The organism is Clostridium sp. HGF2 (assembly GCF_964240115.1).
Classification (GTDB): Bacteria; Bacillota_I; Bacilli_A; order Erysipelotrichales; family Erysipelotrichaceae; genus Clostridium_AQ; species Clostridium_AQ innocuum.
Window position 1 is genome coordinate 295,831 of sequence record NZ_CAXSSO010000005.1, and the last position, 16,245, is coordinate 312,075.

Annotated in this window: 13 protein-coding genes and 1 pseudogene; 7 read left to right on the forward strand and 7 right to left on the reverse strand. The window is 39.7% G+C overall.

Annotated features, from left to right (window positions below; translation table 11 throughout):
* Positions 1–680 precede the first annotated feature (680 nt).
* The 3 genes from ACESPQ_RS11150 to ACESPQ_RS11160 all read right to left on the reverse strand — a co-directional run bounded on the left by ACESPQ_RS11150 (position 681) and on the right by ACESPQ_RS11160 (position 2,634).
* Positions 681–932, reverse strand: coding sequence for a hypothetical protein (locus ACESPQ_RS11150; RefSeq protein WP_109771527.1), 252 nt, complete (start codon positions 930–932; stop codon positions 681–683).
* A 117-nt stretch (positions 933–1,049) separates the two neighbouring features.
* Entirely contained in the window at positions 1,050–1,898 is an 849-nt protein-coding gene (locus ACESPQ_RS11155) for an ABC transporter permease (protein ID WP_257271624.1), read from the reverse strand.
* Between the two features lie 226 nt (positions 1,899–2,124).
* Entirely contained in the window at positions 2,125–2,634 is a 510-nt protein-coding gene (locus ACESPQ_RS11160) for a hypothetical protein (protein ID WP_002606764.1), read from the reverse strand.
* A gap of 173 nt (positions 2,635–2,807) precedes the next feature.
* Between ACESPQ_RS11160 and ACESPQ_RS11165 the strand changes: the two genes are divergently transcribed.
* The 5 genes from ACESPQ_RS11165 (at position 2,808) to ACESPQ_RS11185 (ending at position 7,668) form a co-directional block, all read left to right on the forward strand.
* Positions 2,808–3,512, forward strand: a complete 705-nt coding sequence (locus ACESPQ_RS11165) for a LytR/AlgR family response regulator transcription factor (protein ID WP_373144363.1) — start codon at positions 2,808–2,810, stop codon at positions 3,510–3,512.
* Between the two features lie 88 nt (positions 3,513–3,600).
* Entirely contained in the window at positions 3,601–4,179 is a 579-nt protein-coding gene (locus ACESPQ_RS11170; RefSeq protein ID WP_002606766.1) for a hypothetical protein, read from the forward strand.
* Positions 4,180–4,283: 104 nt separating this feature from the next.
* Positions 4,284–5,210, forward strand: coding sequence for a hypothetical protein (locus tag ACESPQ_RS11175; RefSeq protein ID WP_373144364.1), 927 nt, complete (start codon positions 4,284–4,286; stop codon positions 5,208–5,210).
* Positions 5,211–5,690: 480 nt separating this feature from the next.
* Complete coding sequence (locus tag ACESPQ_RS11180) at positions 5,691–7,334, forward strand: putative manganese-dependent inorganic diphosphatase (RefSeq protein ID WP_002606770.1); 1,644 nt, start codon at positions 5,691–5,693, stop codon at positions 7,332–7,334.
* A 184-nt stretch (positions 7,335–7,518) separates the two neighbouring features.
* Positions 7,519–7,668, forward strand: a complete 150-nt coding sequence (locus ACESPQ_RS11185; protein WP_373144369.1) for a group II intron maturase-specific domain-containing protein — start codon at positions 7,519–7,521, stop codon at positions 7,666–7,668.
* A gap of 294 nt (positions 7,669–7,962) precedes the next feature.
* Here ACESPQ_RS11185 and ACESPQ_RS11190 read toward each other — a convergent pair whose 3' ends face one another.
* Positions 7,963–9,729, reverse strand: coding sequence for a DUF885 domain-containing protein (locus ACESPQ_RS11190; protein ID WP_002606771.1), 1,767 nt, complete (start codon positions 9,727–9,729; stop codon positions 7,963–7,965).
* 191 nt (positions 9,730–9,920) lie between these two features.
* Between ACESPQ_RS11190 and ACESPQ_RS11195 the strand changes: the two genes are divergently transcribed.
* On the forward strand, positions 9,921–10,673 hold the full coding sequence (locus ACESPQ_RS11195) for a DeoR/GlpR family DNA-binding transcription regulator (protein WP_373144365.1): 753 nt from the start codon (positions 9,921–9,923) through the stop codon (positions 10,671–10,673).
* A gap of 18 nt (positions 10,674–10,691) precedes the next feature.
* On the opposite strand, the gene ACESPQ_RS11200 is transcribed toward ACESPQ_RS11195, so the two are convergent.
* Complete coding sequence (locus ACESPQ_RS11200) at positions 10,692–11,588, reverse strand: glycyl-radical enzyme activating protein (RefSeq protein WP_373144366.1); 897 nt, start codon at positions 11,586–11,588, stop codon at positions 10,692–10,694.
* Between the two features lie 191 nt (positions 11,589–11,779).
* On the opposite strand from ACESPQ_RS11200, the gene ACESPQ_RS11205 reads away from it, so the two are divergent.
* The gene (locus ACESPQ_RS11205) at positions 11,780–14,191 is read left to right on the forward strand and encodes a glycyl radical protein (protein WP_373144367.1); all 2,412 of its coding nucleotides are present in this window, start codon (positions 11,780–11,782) and stop codon (positions 14,189–14,191) included.
* A 79-nt stretch (positions 14,192–14,270) separates the two neighbouring features.
* Here the strand turns inward: ACESPQ_RS11205 and ACESPQ_RS11210 are convergent, their stop codons facing one another.
* Both ACESPQ_RS11210 and ACESPQ_RS11215 read right to left on the reverse strand, forming a co-directional pair.
* Positions 14,271–15,644, reverse strand: coding sequence for an NAD(P)/FAD-dependent oxidoreductase (locus tag ACESPQ_RS11210; RefSeq protein ID WP_257366979.1), 1,374 nt, complete (start codon positions 15,642–15,644; stop codon positions 14,271–14,273).
* Positions 15,645–15,939: 295 nt separating this feature from the next.
* A pseudogene (locus tag ACESPQ_RS11215) lies at positions 15,940–16,245 on the reverse strand (hypothetical protein); the annotation flags it as partial.

Sequence of the window (16,245 nt, forward strand, 5' to 3'; positions counted from 1 at the left end):
CCTTGTGCACTGAAGGTAAAAAGCAGAAGGAAGGGAAGGCCGAACAGGAATGTTATGTACCAATAAAGCCGAAGCCATATATTCTTTCTGCAAGCACCGTAAATCAGGTGAATTGTATATTCTTTTCTATTATTTCGAATCAATAGCTTCAATATATAAAAGAGAAAGATTGTGCAGAATATAAACATGGCAGCATAATAAAGCAGAAAATACAGGTTCTCCTGATAGGTACTTTGATAAAGACGGCTTTTAACCACATTATTTTGCGGGACCATGGTTCTGGATTCAGGAAGAGAAGTAAGTAATTGATTTATTTCTGCATTCTGATTTTTTGTAATCGTCAGGTGATCCAGTATTTCCATGTCATAGCTGCTATCCATTGCGTGAAAGGAATTAAAATCACAGATCAGAACCAGCTCGTTGTCCAGGGATATCCTACCCATACCATTATCCAGATAGCTGCTTCCTTTTTTCAGCTTGTCGATTACCGGTATTTCTTTTCCATGGAAGGGGTAGCCTGTCTGATCTGATTGCTTATCATTACCAACAAGTATGCCGATTGCGTTTATATCTTTTCCAGTAAGTTGAAAGAAAGCCGGAAAGGAACCAAAGGCTATAAAATATTCATTTCCAACTTCATCAAAGTAATCGAATATATAAAAATATGCATTCCCGTTGTATCAAAGAGCTGTGGAAAGATACTGCAGAGTATCCCTGTTGCTTTCACTATCATCTACCTGAAAAGAGGAAAACTGTACCGGTGCCGCTTTCTGTATATGATTGAAAAACTGATACTCACGATAGCTGCTTGAAATCTGAGTGCTGAAGATACCGCAGCATGTCGCAATCATAATTACAAACAGTGCCGTAGTGAAGGAGCGCAGCTTATGATATTTGATATCCTTTAATGCAAAGTGAATTTGCTTATTCATAAAGGTAGCCCTCCTTGTTGATGTTCCTGAAAAGGATGAGTATACACGCCGCTGTTAGAAATAGTAAGGAAATTAGCATTGCAAACAGGTTGATCCAGATGCTTTTACGGATAAAAGTCAGCTGTAGCTGTTGTATAATCCAATGATGAAATAAAAGAGCAGGGATACAGCAATAAAGCCAAGAAAGAATATTTCACGCAGATTTTCTAGTAATAATGCTTTTCTGGACGCTTCCAGCGCCTGTTTTATAAAATATTCTCTTTTCTTACATGCAAAGGAATGGTAAATGAAATAGCTGAGACCAATGAAAACAAATACATAGGAAAACAGCATATAGGCAAAAAATGGATTGTTGATGATGCCGGATAATTTACTCCAATAGGAAAAGGTCTCTTCAGTGTATTCATAATGATGTATATCCAGATTCTGTCGTATAATATTTAACAGCTCATCCGAACCCTTGACAATGAGATTTCCCTGAAGCTTGGAATAGGAGAACAGATTATATATAAGATAATGGTCACTTGGGATTTCCTTCACCGCTCCAAGAACAGTGCCTGTTTCTATTTTATATAATTGAGGATGCTCAAACAAATATGAATTTTTCAGGATATAGGAATAACGCTCATCAGTAGAAAGGCTGTTTGCTTGAAACGTATTTTCAGGAAGTCCATACGCATTTATTAGCTTATGCGATGGGTCATACAATCCTAAACCAATATCATCAACAAAAATCAGTATATCGGTATCCTCATTCAGCGTTTCTCTAATAGAAGCATACAACTGCTTCCCTGAAAGTGGATGTGTGGTATCTGTTTCACGGATTTGCAGAAGCTTGTAGCCTGAGCGTATCTGATATATGTCATCCAGCACACCATTCCTGCATGTGATCAGAGATAAAAACATGATAACGGTAAACATGAGCAGAAAAGATATACAGATATATACAAATCTAGTTGCTCCCATAAGGTCTCATCAAAGCTGTGGTTTTTATTAGGGCTGATTTTTTCATTACAGTTATTTCCTTTTTGATAGCATATATATTGCAATATTACCTAATATAAGGATCAGCGCATTTAAATTAAAAGCAATAGAGGATGTTATTGTGTGACAATCATATAAATAACGTATTGTAAATAGTGAGATAAGACCTAATGCTATAATCATCAATATAATATATAAATTTTTCATATCAAGCCCTTGTTACCCTATATTCCCAGTAGCCACTATTGCATGGACCTGAATAACTAGGCTCACAGCCAGGTATTTTTCCAGGTATGAATCTTCCAGTTAATTCATATTTAACAAGATTTTTTTTCTTAGTGCCTAAATATCTCAGTGCTATTCTACATGCATCTGTTCCAGTTACATAATATACTGCAGAACAAACCCCTACTGCATTCCATATAACCTTGGCAATCGTGATCCATGCGATACGTGTTTTTCCGGTGCTTTTAATATCAAAGGTATTATCATAATTATGACCGTAGTCTCGGATAATTATAGCATCATTTTCCAGATAAGTAACTTCGACATTCTCTTCAAACATTTTTACCTCATTACCGCTTTCATTGATTACTTTTGAAGGCGCTACTGTGCAATCGGAGCAAGGTTCTGCGCCATAAATTTTAAATGCATTTGAATTTAATGCAACATTTATTAACAAAGCTGATAATAACAAATAACATATGATTTTTTTCATAATATACTCCTTTCCCACTTGAAAATTAAACAAACGTTTGTATATACATATATTACTGCTTCAACGTATGAAATCAATAACTTTGTCATCTAAGGGGATGAAATATCACGTTGACAAATCAAATATGTATAGTAATATGTAGATGATAAGGGATATGAAGGGGAGTGTAGCATATGGGGAAAAGTAAACTGTTATTATGTGATGATGAATTGTCATATGCTGAAGATATTAAGAAAGTGATCGATGATTTGTATCCTGATTTATATGAAATTCAGACAGCAACAGATCAAAGCTTTGATATTGATGCACAATTTGATATTTATTTTTTGGATATAGATATGCCTAGTATCTCAGGTTTTGATTTAGCAGAGAAAATTCATAATCGTTATCCGGAGGCATTAATTGTATTTTTGACTACACATGAAGAGCTTTCCATGGAAGGCTACCAATATCAGGCATTTCGATTTATAAGTAAATTACGTCTTGATAGTATGCTCCCCAGAGTATTAAAAGCGTTAAAAGAGTATTTTGAACAATATGACCAGATGATATATGCAAAAGATGAAAATGATGCCACTGTGCCATTACTGATTAAAGATATCACCTGTTTATTGGCAAAAGGTAATTATACGGATTTCAATACAGAAAAAAATGTGTTTAGTAAAAGAATCAAAGTGAAGGAGTTTTTGAATAGCTATAAGACAGAGGTTTTCATACCTATAGAAAGAGGTCTATGGGTAAACATGCGACATGTAAAAAAATATGACCCAAAAACAGGAGTATTATTTATACAGGAAGGTGTACACCTAACAGTAACAAGAAAATATAAAGCAGAATTTTTAAAACAATATATAAAAAGAGGCACTTTTTGTACTTAGATGACAAAAAGTGTTTTTAAATGACAAATATATTGTGGTCTTTTTAATAAATAATTATGCTATAGAAGAAAGACGAGGGAGTGTTTATATGATGAAGAAGCTGTTAATGGTATTGTTTTGTTTTCCAATTCTTTGCAATATCAATGTATTTGCATCAGAGTATGTGCAAGATGAATTACTGGAAGAGGATTTAGATTTGACAGAAGAAATTGAAATGTTTGATTCCTTTTATCAACAGCCGGACCGCTATATTTTTCAGGATATCAATGGTGATGATTTAAACGGTTTTGTTATGCAGTATAAGGATGAATTCTATAAGAATCAATATCAGACCACTGATTTCCTTATGGAATATGTTAGAAGTGTACAGGACTTAGGAAGTGTTATTTCATACTATTCAGGAAGATCAAAAACATGGGCTAATCAGAAGGTCTATTATACAAAAACCAAATATGCCGTTTATAGTGCTACTGGAAGTTATACAGTAGCAAATAACAAAATCACAGCAGGGAAATGTGCTACAAAAATAATCACAAAAAATAATATGATGTATAATATTTTAAGCACATCTTATTCAATAGAAAAAAATGGAAATAAAATCACTTATACAATTACTCATAGTATAAACAGGAAGATTGTTAAGACAAAGCACGCTATCATGATATAGTTATATTATGTTATAATAAAATTGGTGATAGCTATGGAATACATTGATGCTTCTTTGATTATAACTATTTTGCTGTATTATCTTATTTCTTTCTATATAAAATAATGGAACTGAAAATAAATAAAAAATCAAAAAGGCAAACCTTAATCTTCTTATTATTTCTTTTGATTTTATTCATTGGAAATCTAGCTGTTTTTGCTTTTATTTCATGGGAAGATGAGTTTGGGATTGTTAGATACTATCCGGATATTATAGAAGATATTCTTATGATGTTGATTATTATAACTGTTTTTCACACAAATATATGGAAAAGCATATATTACATCGTTTTCGGTTATGTGTTCGTATTGTCAGTACAGCTTTTAGGAGGAATCATTGATTTCATATTATTAGACTCTATTTTTCATATCATTTTAACGCCTGATCAGGAAGCGATATTATATTTATTAGAAATAGGTCTATTATTCATTATCTACCTGATTATTAAACACCGAAATAATCGCCAGTACATGATTGATGAAAAAGACTGGCCTTTATTTGCCGTACTGGCAATTATTGTATGTGCATATTTCTATTATATCCAGAATGTTGTGCCATATATCGATCCGGAAAACAGTATCATGTATGTATCCATGGATTACATTCAACTTGGTTTTATGGTTGGGATATTCTTTCTGTTTGCCAGATATCATATCATCTTGGGGAAAAAGAGTCAGGAACTTCTAAATACACAGTTGAAGCTGCAAAGTGAAGAATTTCAGTTGAAATTAAGAGATGAGCTTACACATGCGAATACAGAGAACAAAAAGCTTCGTCATGACCTTAAGCATCACTTTACGGTACTTCAGAGTAAAATTAAAGAAGATCCTGAATATGCATTGGAATATGTTAAACAGCTAAGTGACCATGTGGAAATTGTAACGTATGCGAATACAAACAATGAAATCCTGAACTATATTCTGAATACAAAGGCCGCAATAGCACATCAAATGGACATACCATTTGAATATAGAAGAGCGTATCCTGAATGAATACATAAAAGCAAGCAGATATAAATGGGAAGACTTTGTTCGTATAGTATGCTATATTATTGGTTCTATAAGCTGTTTTTTATCCTCGTTTTGGTGTGTGTTTCATAAAACTGATTTCATTTCATTTTTCTTTCTCAGTTTGTTATGGTGTGGTGTCTCTGTTTTTCAATTTTGGGTTTTGATTCGCGCAAGCAGATGTATATGGAGGTTTGATTTTGAGACAGTAAAGGATATCGAAAAGGCTAAAAAAACGATATTGGGAATAAATGAAAATATGATTATTAGTATTATTGCTTCAATTCTTATACTTATAGTCGGCTAAGCATCCCCTAAATTCAGGCATTTTAATTTCTTTTTCATCTATATTCATCCATAATATAAGCAGCATTGACAAAAGTGAATGATTTTCTATAGGAATTTACGCCAATCTGTTTTATAATCATAACGTCAGGGATGAATGTAATAGAAAAGGAGGAGCTTATGCTGAACAAGGAAAAAATATATATCACCGGTCACAGGCATCCGGATACGGATTCCATCGCATCCGCCATCGCCTATGCAAAACTCAAGCAGCGTCAGGGCTTTCATGCAATTGCCTGCCGCCTTGGTCCGGTGAATGCGGAAACTGAATATTTACTTGAACGCTTCCACATGGATTTGCCTATGCTGTTCGAGGATGCGCGCGCCACTTTGGATGAAATTGAAATTGACGGCCCGCTGGCAATCAGTCCGCAGACAACCATTATGGAAACACTGGAGCTGATGAGTGAACAAAACAAGCAGTCCTACGGTGTTATCAATGCACAGGGAAAACTAATGGGGATGGTTACCAAATCAGACCTCGCTACGGTTGGTCTGGGAGATACTGCTGTCGCTATTCAGCTTCTGCAGGAGACTCCGCCGGAATATATCGCGAAAACGGTGAGCGGGAAAATGATATACATGGATAAAGCGTATCATTTTAATGGAAAGACAAGCGTCATTGCGATTGCGGAAACAAAGCTTAACAACTATGAACTGCAGGACCGTCTTGTCATTGTAGGGAATGACTCGGAAGCACAGGAAGCAGCAATTCGCAAGGGAGCGGGAATCCTGGTTGCGGTATGGACAGAGCATATTGAAGACAGCGTGATTGCACTTGCGAAGGAATATCACTGTCCTATCATCCTCTCCGGGCATGGAACAATGAATACCTCCCGTTATCTGTTCTTTTCTCCGCCGGTCAAGCTGCTTATGAAAACCGATCTCGTCAGCTTTAACAAAAATGAATTTGTTGATGAGGTGGGAAAGAAAATGCTGAAATCAAGATACCGCAGCTATCCGGTGATTGATGATGAAAACCATCTGATTGGCTATGTTTCACGCTATCACATTTTGAATCAGCATAACAAGAAGGTTATTCTGGTGGATCACAATGAATATGCACAATCAGTGAAAAGTATAGAAAAGGCTGACTTACTGGAGGTTGTGGATCATCACCGTGTATGTGATATTTCCACTAACCGGCCAATTTCCTTCCGTAATGAAATCATAGGCAGTACGGCATCCATCATAACTTCTATATATCTGGAAAATCAGATGAGTATACCTAAGGATATTGCCGGTCTGCTGCTTGGCGCAATACTCTCCGATACGCTGAAATTCAAATCACCGACAACAACCGCAAAGGATAAGGGACTTGCCAGAATGCTGGCAGAAATTGCGGAGCTGGATATCGATGTATTTGCGAAAGAGATGTTCAAGGTAAGCTCCAATATCAGTAACAAGACACCGCGTGAGCTGTTGAATCAGGATATCAAAAAATTTGAAATCGACGGCAGAACTGTCATGATCTCACAGGTGATTGCCTATCAGGTAAGTGAAGCCAAGGAAATCGAGGATACTCTGCAAAGCGAAATGGTGAAATTTGCACAGGAAAAAGGACTTGATCTTCTGGTTGTTGCATTTACGAGTATACTGGAGAACGGCTCTGTCTTCTATGCTGCCGGTGATATTGCGGATGTGGTCGCTGAGGCGTTTCCAAACCACTTTGAAGAAGAGCATAGCTTTCAGGAGGATATATTATCCAGAAAAAATCAGATTGTGCCATTGCTTTCCCGGGCAATCATCAATTCTGTACACTGATTATCAAAAAAGACAATCCCAGAGAGGATTGTCTTTTTTACAGTGTGTCGGGCATGGATATATCTAACCCGTGAGAACAAGGATGAAAGTGCAAGCCTACAAAAGTTAGAAAAAAACGGTTATATACTATAATTAAAAAGGCTTTCAAAAGAAAACATGCCGGTTCCGAGCCATTAGCAAAGACATTACAAGAGTAAATCAGGTTGTGAGGGGATGGATAAACTATTCCAAAACAGGAAGCATGAAAATATTCCTTAGTAAGTTTGGACAATGGTTACGCCATAAGATAAGATGTGTCATCATAAACAATGGAAGAAATCAAAACGATTTTTAAGAATCCAATGAAATTAAATATTGCATGTAAGGGTAAATTTAGAAAAGAAGATATCTACAAATGTGCAATCACAGAATTAGGATGGTATAGAAGAAGTACGATGAAGGTCGTAAATTTCACATGATCTTCAAAAATTCTAGGCATTAAGAAAGGGGACAGACCTGACCTGGTGCATCCCCTGGATTCTTAAGAGTTTGTAATACCAATATAAATGTAGGACCGTATACGTGACCTGTACGTATAGTTCAATGGTATAAATTTAAGTTTATTCCTCTACCCTATTCCGCAGATTGTTTATTTTGCGCTTTCTATATAGTCCTTTACATTTTCTTCAACAACATGGAATGGTGCTGCACCGCTTTTCAGAATTGCTTCATGGAAGTCCCTGTCATTGAATTTATCCTTTAGTTCCTCCTGTGCATCCTTCTTCAGATTGGCAATCTGGACATATCCTACATAATAAGAGAGGAATGCTGTTGGATTTGCCTGCAGCTGGTTATAGAAATCACTGACATCGGAAACGCCAAGACCGTTTTCCTCCAGGAAATTTGATAAATCTTCCTTTGTCCATCCTTCATAGTGAATACCGATATCGGCAAGAGCTATCAGGCAATCCTGATAGACAACCATATTCTGCTGCAGCTTTACAGCATCCGCAGATACACCGTCAAGATACTTTAATGCATACAGCTCGGTATATGTGGCATAGCCCTCGGTATAACCAAGGAAGCTTGCCATACTGTTTCTCCATGGGTCTTTTACATTCTTATAGGCATATGCAATCTGATACATATGTCCCGGAATCCCTTCATGCGCAACGGTAGAGAAGGTTTCCAGTGACTGTACATCCAATGCATCCTCCATCATATTCACGCGTATCTGTTTCGGTGTGGTACCGTCCAGCGCGGGAATGTTGAAGTAAGCCGCAACACCGCCGGATGCAAGATCCTCACCGATCGGTCTGATTCGATAATTCAGTGTTCCCACGGATGGAAAGTCATCCTTAATATCCTTATCAAGATCCTTCAGCATGCTTTCAAAGTCCTTGTACTTAGTTTTGATTTTTCCGTTTACATATTCATCATACAGATTCTTGTTTTTGGAGATCACAGACTGTACGGCAAGCAGGGATGAACGTGACATACTGTTTAATTCTTTTTTAATATCCTCAATGGATTTATCCGTGCCGGTTGCCTGCTTGAACAGAAGCTCATAATACTCTTTTCCGTTCTTCATATGGCTCAGTCCCAGCGTATTGTTTTTAGAGGAATCCAGCTCCTTCATCGTTTTGATGATATCACTGTACGCAGGCAGGAAATACTCCTGAAATGCTTTTTTCAGCTCAGCCTTGTACTGCTTTGTCTTATCATCCCCAAGCTTCAGATTGTCGATACTTTCATTCAGCCCGGTAAGTACACTGCTGTTTACATCCTCCTTAACAACCTTCTCGCAATACTCTTTTACAGATTTGATATCCAGCATCAGTGTGCCTTTTTCTTCCTGCTTTTTCGTATAGGCAAGAATACTGTCCATATACGGACGGACTGATTTCATCAGTGTGATAACATCCTTTACATCCTGCTCATTGCGAAGTGTCCAGTCGGAGAACAGGGTTGGCAGCTGTGTGTGCATACCTGTCATGGATTCCAGTGGCATACTCATATAATCAAACTTGGAATCGTTCATTTCTGTAGTGTAATCCAGCATGTAGCTGTAAATATCATAAGTTTCCTTCTGCTCATCGCTTAACGTATCGCGGTCAAATTCCTTGAAGGCCTTCGCGGATTTCTCATTCAGCTCCTTGTTTTCCTTCATGGTTGTTTCATTCAGTTCTTTATCGATCTGAACCTTGGTCTTGCTTGTATCTACTCCGTAATCCTTTGGGTTTTCCAGAATAATGTGCGTATTCGGATAGCTTTGTTCCATAGATTCCACGAATTCCTGCTTCATAAATTCATCAAATTTTTTCTGTTCTTCTCCGGAATCCTTTTTTGAGCATCCGGTGAATGAAAAAGCCATGATTGCAGATAACATCAATAATGTTATTTTCTTAACGTTCATATTTCCTCCATTTTCTCTCTGTCTCTAAGTAGAGTGCGTTTGTACTACAGATATTTTATGTATCTTACTGTTATTATATCGTCTAATCATGGATTTCACAATGAATTATCCACGGAAACGGGTTTTGTTATGAATCAAGTTGTCGAGTAGAAAGGTTTATGATATTCTAATATAGAAAAGAGTTGATGATTGTGCATGAACGACATACAAAAATACTGGAGCTTCTCTCTCAATATAAAAAAATAGAGGTAACCAGATTATCTGAGTTGCTTTCTGTTTCACAGGTGACGATTCGCAAGGATCTCATGCAGCTGGAAAGCAGTGGTCTGATTCTGCGGGAGCATGGATATGCGGCTTTGCATGACAGTGATGATCTGGCAAACCGGCTCGTCTATCATTATGAAATCAAGCAGAGAATTGCCAGTCTGGCGGTGGCGGATGTTCAGGATGGGGAAACGCTTATGATTGAATCCGGTTCGTGCTGTGCACTGGTCGCGCTGGAAATCGCAAAAACAAAAAAAAATGTGACCGTGATCACCAATTCCGCTTTTATTGCTGATTATATACGTAAGCAGGGAACTCTGCAAATCATTTTGCTGGGAGGCGAATACCAGCAGAGCTCGCAGGTCATGGTTGGACCGATGACGAGAAGATGCATGGAGCCGTTTTATGTAGATAAACTGTTTATCGGTACCGATGGATTCACAGCGGATTCAGGTTTTACGGGAAATGATTATATGCGCAGTGAAACAGTGCGTGATATGGCTCAACAGGCAAATCATGTCATTGTAGTTACAGAATCCACTAAGTTTTCACAGAAGGGACTTGTTCATCTGATAGATACCGATCATATTCATATGGTTGTCAGCGATGATCGTATACCGGAGGAATGCGAGCAGTACCTCACGGAGCAAGGTGTGGAAGTAAAAAAAGTGAAGGTATAAAAAAAGGAGCATCTGCCCCTAAAAGAAACAATCAATACCCTGATTCAGGAAGATTTGCTGATAATCTCTTAAATCTTCCGGATACAGGGCTTTTTTATGCTTCATTTCATAGTCGCGATTCAGCATTTCATATTTCTTTTCGCCGAACTGATGAAAGGGAAGGAGCTGTACCCGTTGAATTGAGAGTGATGTAAGCAGTGCAGCAAGGCCTTTTGCATCCTGCAGGGATGCATTATATCCCGGGATAATGGGTATGCGTGGAAGAACACAGAGCTGATGTTTCACACTCCATGCAAGGTTTTCCAGTATCAGATCATTGTTGACGCCAGTCCCAAGAACGTGCTGTTCTGTGTCATAATGCTTGATATCGAACAGTAAAAGATCAAACAGCGGGGCAAGCTTTTGAAATACAGCGGGCTGGATATATCCGGTAGTTTCAACTGCGACATGGATTCCCTCCTGCTTCAGGCGTAAAACAAGTGCCTTTGCAAATGACGGCTGTGCCAGAGCTTCTCCGCCGGAAAGTGTAACACCACCCTGAGATTCTTCATAAAAGTCGCGGTCCTGCAGGCAGGTTGCGACAACCTCATCAGCATCCCTGCAGACGCCTTTCACCTGCAGGGCTTTTGCTTTACACGTAGCGATGCAGCGAAGACAACCAAGACATTGTGCATCGTCGATCACAATACGGCTGCCCTTTCTTTGAACTGCCTGCTGCGGACATGCCTTTATACATGCGCCATCCTGTATACAAACAGATGCATCATATAATATCTGTGTCTTTGAAAGCTGAGACTCCGGATTGGAACACCAGCGGCAGCGAAGCGGACAGCCTTTCAGAAAAACGGTTGTCCGAATACCGGGACCGTCGTGTATGCTGAATTTCTGGATATTGAATACCATACCTTTACACATTAACATCACTCCTTACTACCGTTATCATAGCACAGGAGTGATAAATTGTAAAATAAATATTTCAAATGAAACAAATATTGTATTCAAATGAAATATTCATCTTGACTTAACTCAATAATATGATACTATAATAGTGTGTTGCTTGAATTTATATTTCATATGAAACTAAAAATAAGCGTGGAGGAAAGCATATGGAAAACAGAGAACACTTTGGAACACTCACAGAAAGAATGCATAGCTTCAGAGAGGAGCTTCTGAATACAGAGGCATCCATTGACGCCACACGTGCTGTGCTTGCGACACAGGCATATCAGAAGCATGCGGATAAGCCGCTGCTTGTAAAGCGTGCTTTCATGCTGAAAAATATTTTGGAGAATATGCCGATCTTTATCGAGCCGCAGACACTGCTCGCTGGTAATCAGGCTAAGAAAAACCGGGCAGCACCTGTCTTCCCGGAATATGCGATGGATTGGGTTATAAAAGAGCTGGATGAATTCGAGCTTCGTGACGGGGATGTTTTTCAAATCGATGATGAGACAAAGGAAGAACTAAAAAGCATCGCTCCTTACTGGTATCATAATACAACACTGGATAAAGGACTTGCCATGATTCCTCCGGAAAGCAGAATCTTTTATGATCTCGGTATTATCAAAGCGGAAGGAAATATCACAAGCGGAGATGCACACATCGCTGTTGACTATGGAAAAATTATGCGAAAAGGGCTCAGGTATTATGAGCAGCGAACCTTGCAGGAGAAAAGGAAGCTGGATATGACAGATCCGGATAGCATTTCCAAATATCATTTTTATGAGGCGATTCTGATCGTCATTGCTGCCGTACAGGCATTTGCAAAGCGCTATGCTGAGCTTGCGCTTGCACAGGCTGAAGCAGCACAGGGAAAACGAAAGCAGGAATTACAGAAAATGTCGCAGATACTGGACAGGGTGCCGTATGAACCGGCTGAAAATTTTCATGAAGCTATACAGTCCATGTGGCTTGTCCACCTCGTTTTACAGATAGAATCCAATGGACATTCTCTTTCCTATGGACGTATGGATCAGTATTTATATCCATACGTAAAGCATGATCTGGATACGCGGGTATTGCAAGAGGAACAGGTCGTAGAGCTTTTAACAAATCTGTGGCTGAAAACATTTACTATCAATAAGGTAAGAAGCTGGTCGCATACAAAATTCAGTGCCGGTTCTCCCCTGTATCAGAATGTTACGGTAGGAGGACAGACACATGATGGAAAGGATGCTGTAAATCTGCTGTCCTTTCTCATTCTAAAATCTGTTGCACAGACTCGTCTTCCACAGCCTAATCTGACTGTGCGTTATCATAGAAATTTATCTGCTGCGTTTATGGATGAAGCAATCGAGGTCGTAAAGCTGGGAACCGGGATGCCGGCTTTTAATTCCGATGAGGTTATAATTCCATCCTTCATCGAAAAGGGGGTTGGTGAAGAAGATGCATACAATTATAGCGCGATTGGCTGCGTGGAAACTGCAGTACCCGGAAAATGGGGTTATCGCTGTACCGGTATGAGCTTTCTGAATTTTCCGAAAACGCTGCTGATCGCCATGAATGCAGGTGTGGATCCTGCCAGTCAGGTAAAGCTGGTGGAGGGGCTTACACATTTCAGTGAAATGACATCCTATGCTCAGCTACAGGAAGCATGGGATATAACAATACGTGAGTTCACAAGACATTCTGTAATCATTGAAAACTGCTGTGATCTCGTTCTGGAGCATGATGTTCCCGATGTATTATGCAGTGCATTGACGGAGGATTGTATCGGACGGGGGAAAACCATTAAGGAAGGCGGCGCTGTATATGATTACATATCCGGGCTGCAGGTGGGGATCGCCAACCTTGCGGACAGTCTGGCAGCTGTAAAAAAGCTGGTATTTGAGGAACAAAAAATAACTGCGAATCAGCTATGGGATGCATTGATGGATGATTTTACATCACCGGAGCATAAAGCGATACAACAGATGCTGATTTCGGATGCTCCCAAATATGGAAATGATAATGATTATGTAGACCAGCTGATTGTGGATGCCTATGATGTCTATATCAACGAAGTGAAAAAATATCCGAATACGCGTTATGGAAGAGGACCGATCGGAGGAACACGGTATGCCGGTACCTCCAGTATCTCTGCCAATGTCGGTCAGGGAAAGGGAACTCTTGCTACTCCGGACGGGCGTAATGCTGCCACACCGCTTGCTGAAGGCTGTTCCCCATCACATGGTATGGATAAGAACGGACCTACTGCTGTATTCAAAACCGTTTCCAAGCTTCCGACACATGAAATTACCGGCGGGGTGCTGTTAAATCAGAAAATGACGCCGCAGATGCTGTCGAGCGAGGAGAATAAGCAGAAGCTGGAAATGATGATACGTACCTTCTTTAATCGCCTGGACGGTTACCATGTTCAATATAATGTAGTTTCCCGTGATACACTGCTTGATGCACAGAAGCATCCGCAGAAGCATCGGGATTTGATTGTCCGTGTTGCCGGTTATTCTGCTTTCTTTAATGTCCTGTCCAGGCAAACACAGGATGATATAATTGAGCGTACAGAACAAACGTTATAGTCCGTGAAGAAAATCTGTCTGCGTTTATAAAAGAAAAAGAATCGTGATGTCCTGCACTATACAGGTTCACGATTCCTTTTTAATGCTTATTGCTATACAGATGTCTTGCGACATAAACGCCGCTTGCACTTGCATGTGAGAGGGAATGGGTAACACCGCTGCAATCACCAATCACGTACAGTCCTTCATGCCTGGTTTCCAGATTATGATCAATTTCAACCTCCAGATTATAGAATTTTACCTCTACACCATACAGCAGGGTATCATCATTGGCAGTTCCCGGTGCCACCTTGTCCAGTGCATAAATCATTTCGATGATGTCATCCATCTGGCGTTTGGGAATTACCAGACTCAGATCACCCGGTGTAGCGGATAAGGTTGGTGTGACAAAGCTTTCCGCGATACGGGAGTCCGTGCTTCTCTGTCCGCGTATCAAATCACCAAAGCGCTGTACGATGACGCCGCCCCCCAGCATATTGGAAAGACGCGCAATGCTTTCCCCATATTCGTTGCTGTCCTTAAACGGTTCTGTAAAGTGATTGCTTACCAACAGGGCGAAATTCGTATTCTCTGTGTAGCGGGAAGGGTCTTCATAGCTGTGTCCGTTCACCGTTACAATTCCATTGGTATTTTCACTGACGACAACACCGCGGGGATTCATGCAGAAGGTACGGACCTTGTCCTGGAACTTCGTCGTACGGTATACGATTTTGCTTTCATACAATTCATCCGTCAGATCGGAGAAAATGCTGTAGGGCAGTTCTACACGCACACCGATGTCCACACGGTTGCTCTTCGTGGCAATTCCCAGGCTTTTACAGATGCTTCCCATCCATTTGCTTCCACTGCGGCCTGTGGATATAATGCATTTGCTGCCGGTAAAGCTTTTATCCCTGCTCACCAGACGATAGCCGTTCTCCAGCTTTTCCACTGCATCTATATGCGTATGGAAGTGGATTTCAATTTTATCCTTCAGCTGATTGTACAGGTTTTCCAGAACAATATAATTCACATCCGTACCAAGATGGCGTACGCTTGCCTCCAGCAGATGTAAATCATTCTGCATGCATTTCTTTTTCAGATGCGTATTTTCATTTGTATAAAGCTTTGTCCCCTGTCCACCGTTTGCCACATTGATTTCATCGACATAATTCATCAGATCAATTGCTTCTTTCCTTCCGATATGTTCGTATAAGGTACCGCCAAACTGGTTGGTGATATTGTATTTTCCATCAGAAAAGGCTCCTGCTCCGCCAAACCCGTTCATAATGGCACAGGTCTTACAGTTGATGCAGGATTTAATTTTCACCCCGTCAATTGGACATTTTCTTTTCTCCAGCGGGTTTCCTGTTTCGAATAAAGCAATCTTCAGCTCCGGGTTCAGTTTGATCGCCTCGTAGGCAGAGAAGATACCGCCGGGACCGGCCCCGACAATCAGTAAATCAAAATCCATATGTTACCTCCATCGTTATATGTATAACTTCCGGGAAATCTTGAATTTCCTATGGTATTTTATCACAGAAACAGAAAAAAGCCAGCGGTATTCGTGAAAACTTTATGAAAACGGTTACTATTCACTAACCTATATTGTATATAACGCTTAGATAAGGGCAAAAGAAAGCTTATATTACTTATGGGTTTTGATTGAAACTGCGTATCATAAGCATAAATAACTCTCCACACTTGTTATGCAGAGAGCCTTTCATTGTATGGAGATATGGTTAAAGGTGTTGCTCTTATACGATCACTTACATCGTGTCAGCCGTATGTACTTGTTTTTTAATAGCCTCCAGGGTATCACACTTTAAAATAAAACTCGATACGATATGCAACTGGTCCTCGGTTAATGACTGCAGCCACGCTGTGCAGTCTTCCTGATATTTGGCTTCCATAAGACTATGTAAGAGCTGTCTCTCTCCTTCGATTCTACCTTCAACCTTACCTTCAGCTTTCCCTTTAATGATTCCTTCCTTCATCCCCTCTTCAAAGCTGTCCTCCAAGCCGTAGCGATAACGTGCCTCTCCCATCTGAATCGCCATTGCGGTTGACCACAG

Coding starts and splice junctions, on each gene's coding strand:
- ACESPQ_RS11155 (WP_257271624.1), bottom strand. CDS start 1,898: ATGGGAGCAACTAGATTTGTATATATCTGTATATCTTTTCTGCTCATG.
- ACESPQ_RS11210 (WP_257366979.1), bottom strand. CDS start 15,644: ATGGATTTTGATTTACTGATTGTCGGGGCCGGTCCCGGCGGTATCTTC.
- ACESPQ_RS11150 (WP_109771527.1), bottom strand. CDS start 932: ATGAATAAGCAAATTCACTTTGCATTAAAGGATATCAAATATCATAAG.
- ACESPQ_RS11165 (WP_373144363.1), top strand. CDS start 2,808: ATGGGGAAAAGTAAACTGTTATTATGTGATGATGAATTGTCATATGCT.
- ACESPQ_RS11190 (WP_002606771.1), bottom strand. CDS start 9,729: ATGAACGTTAAGAAAATAACATTATTGATGTTATCTGCAATCATGGCT.
- ACESPQ_RS11205 (WP_373144367.1), top strand. CDS start 11,780: ATGGAAAACAGAGAACACTTTGGAACACTCACAGAAAGAATGCATAGC.
- ACESPQ_RS11170 (WP_002606766.1), top strand. CDS start 3,601: ATGATGAAGAAGCTGTTAATGGTATTGTTTTGTTTTCCAATTCTTTGC.
- ACESPQ_RS11160 (WP_002606764.1), bottom strand. CDS start 2,634: ATGAAAAAAATCATATGTTATTTGTTATTATCAGCTTTGTTAATAAAT.
- ACESPQ_RS11175 (WP_373144364.1), top strand. CDS start 4,284: ATGGAACTGAAAATAAATAAAAAATCAAAAAGGCAAACCTTAATCTTC.
- ACESPQ_RS11200 (WP_373144366.1), bottom strand. CDS start 11,588: ATGTGTAAAGGTATGGTATTCAATATCCAGAAATTCAGCATACACGAC.
- ACESPQ_RS11180 (WP_002606770.1), top strand. CDS start 5,691: ATGCTGAACAAGGAAAAAATATATATCACCGGTCACAGGCATCCGGAT.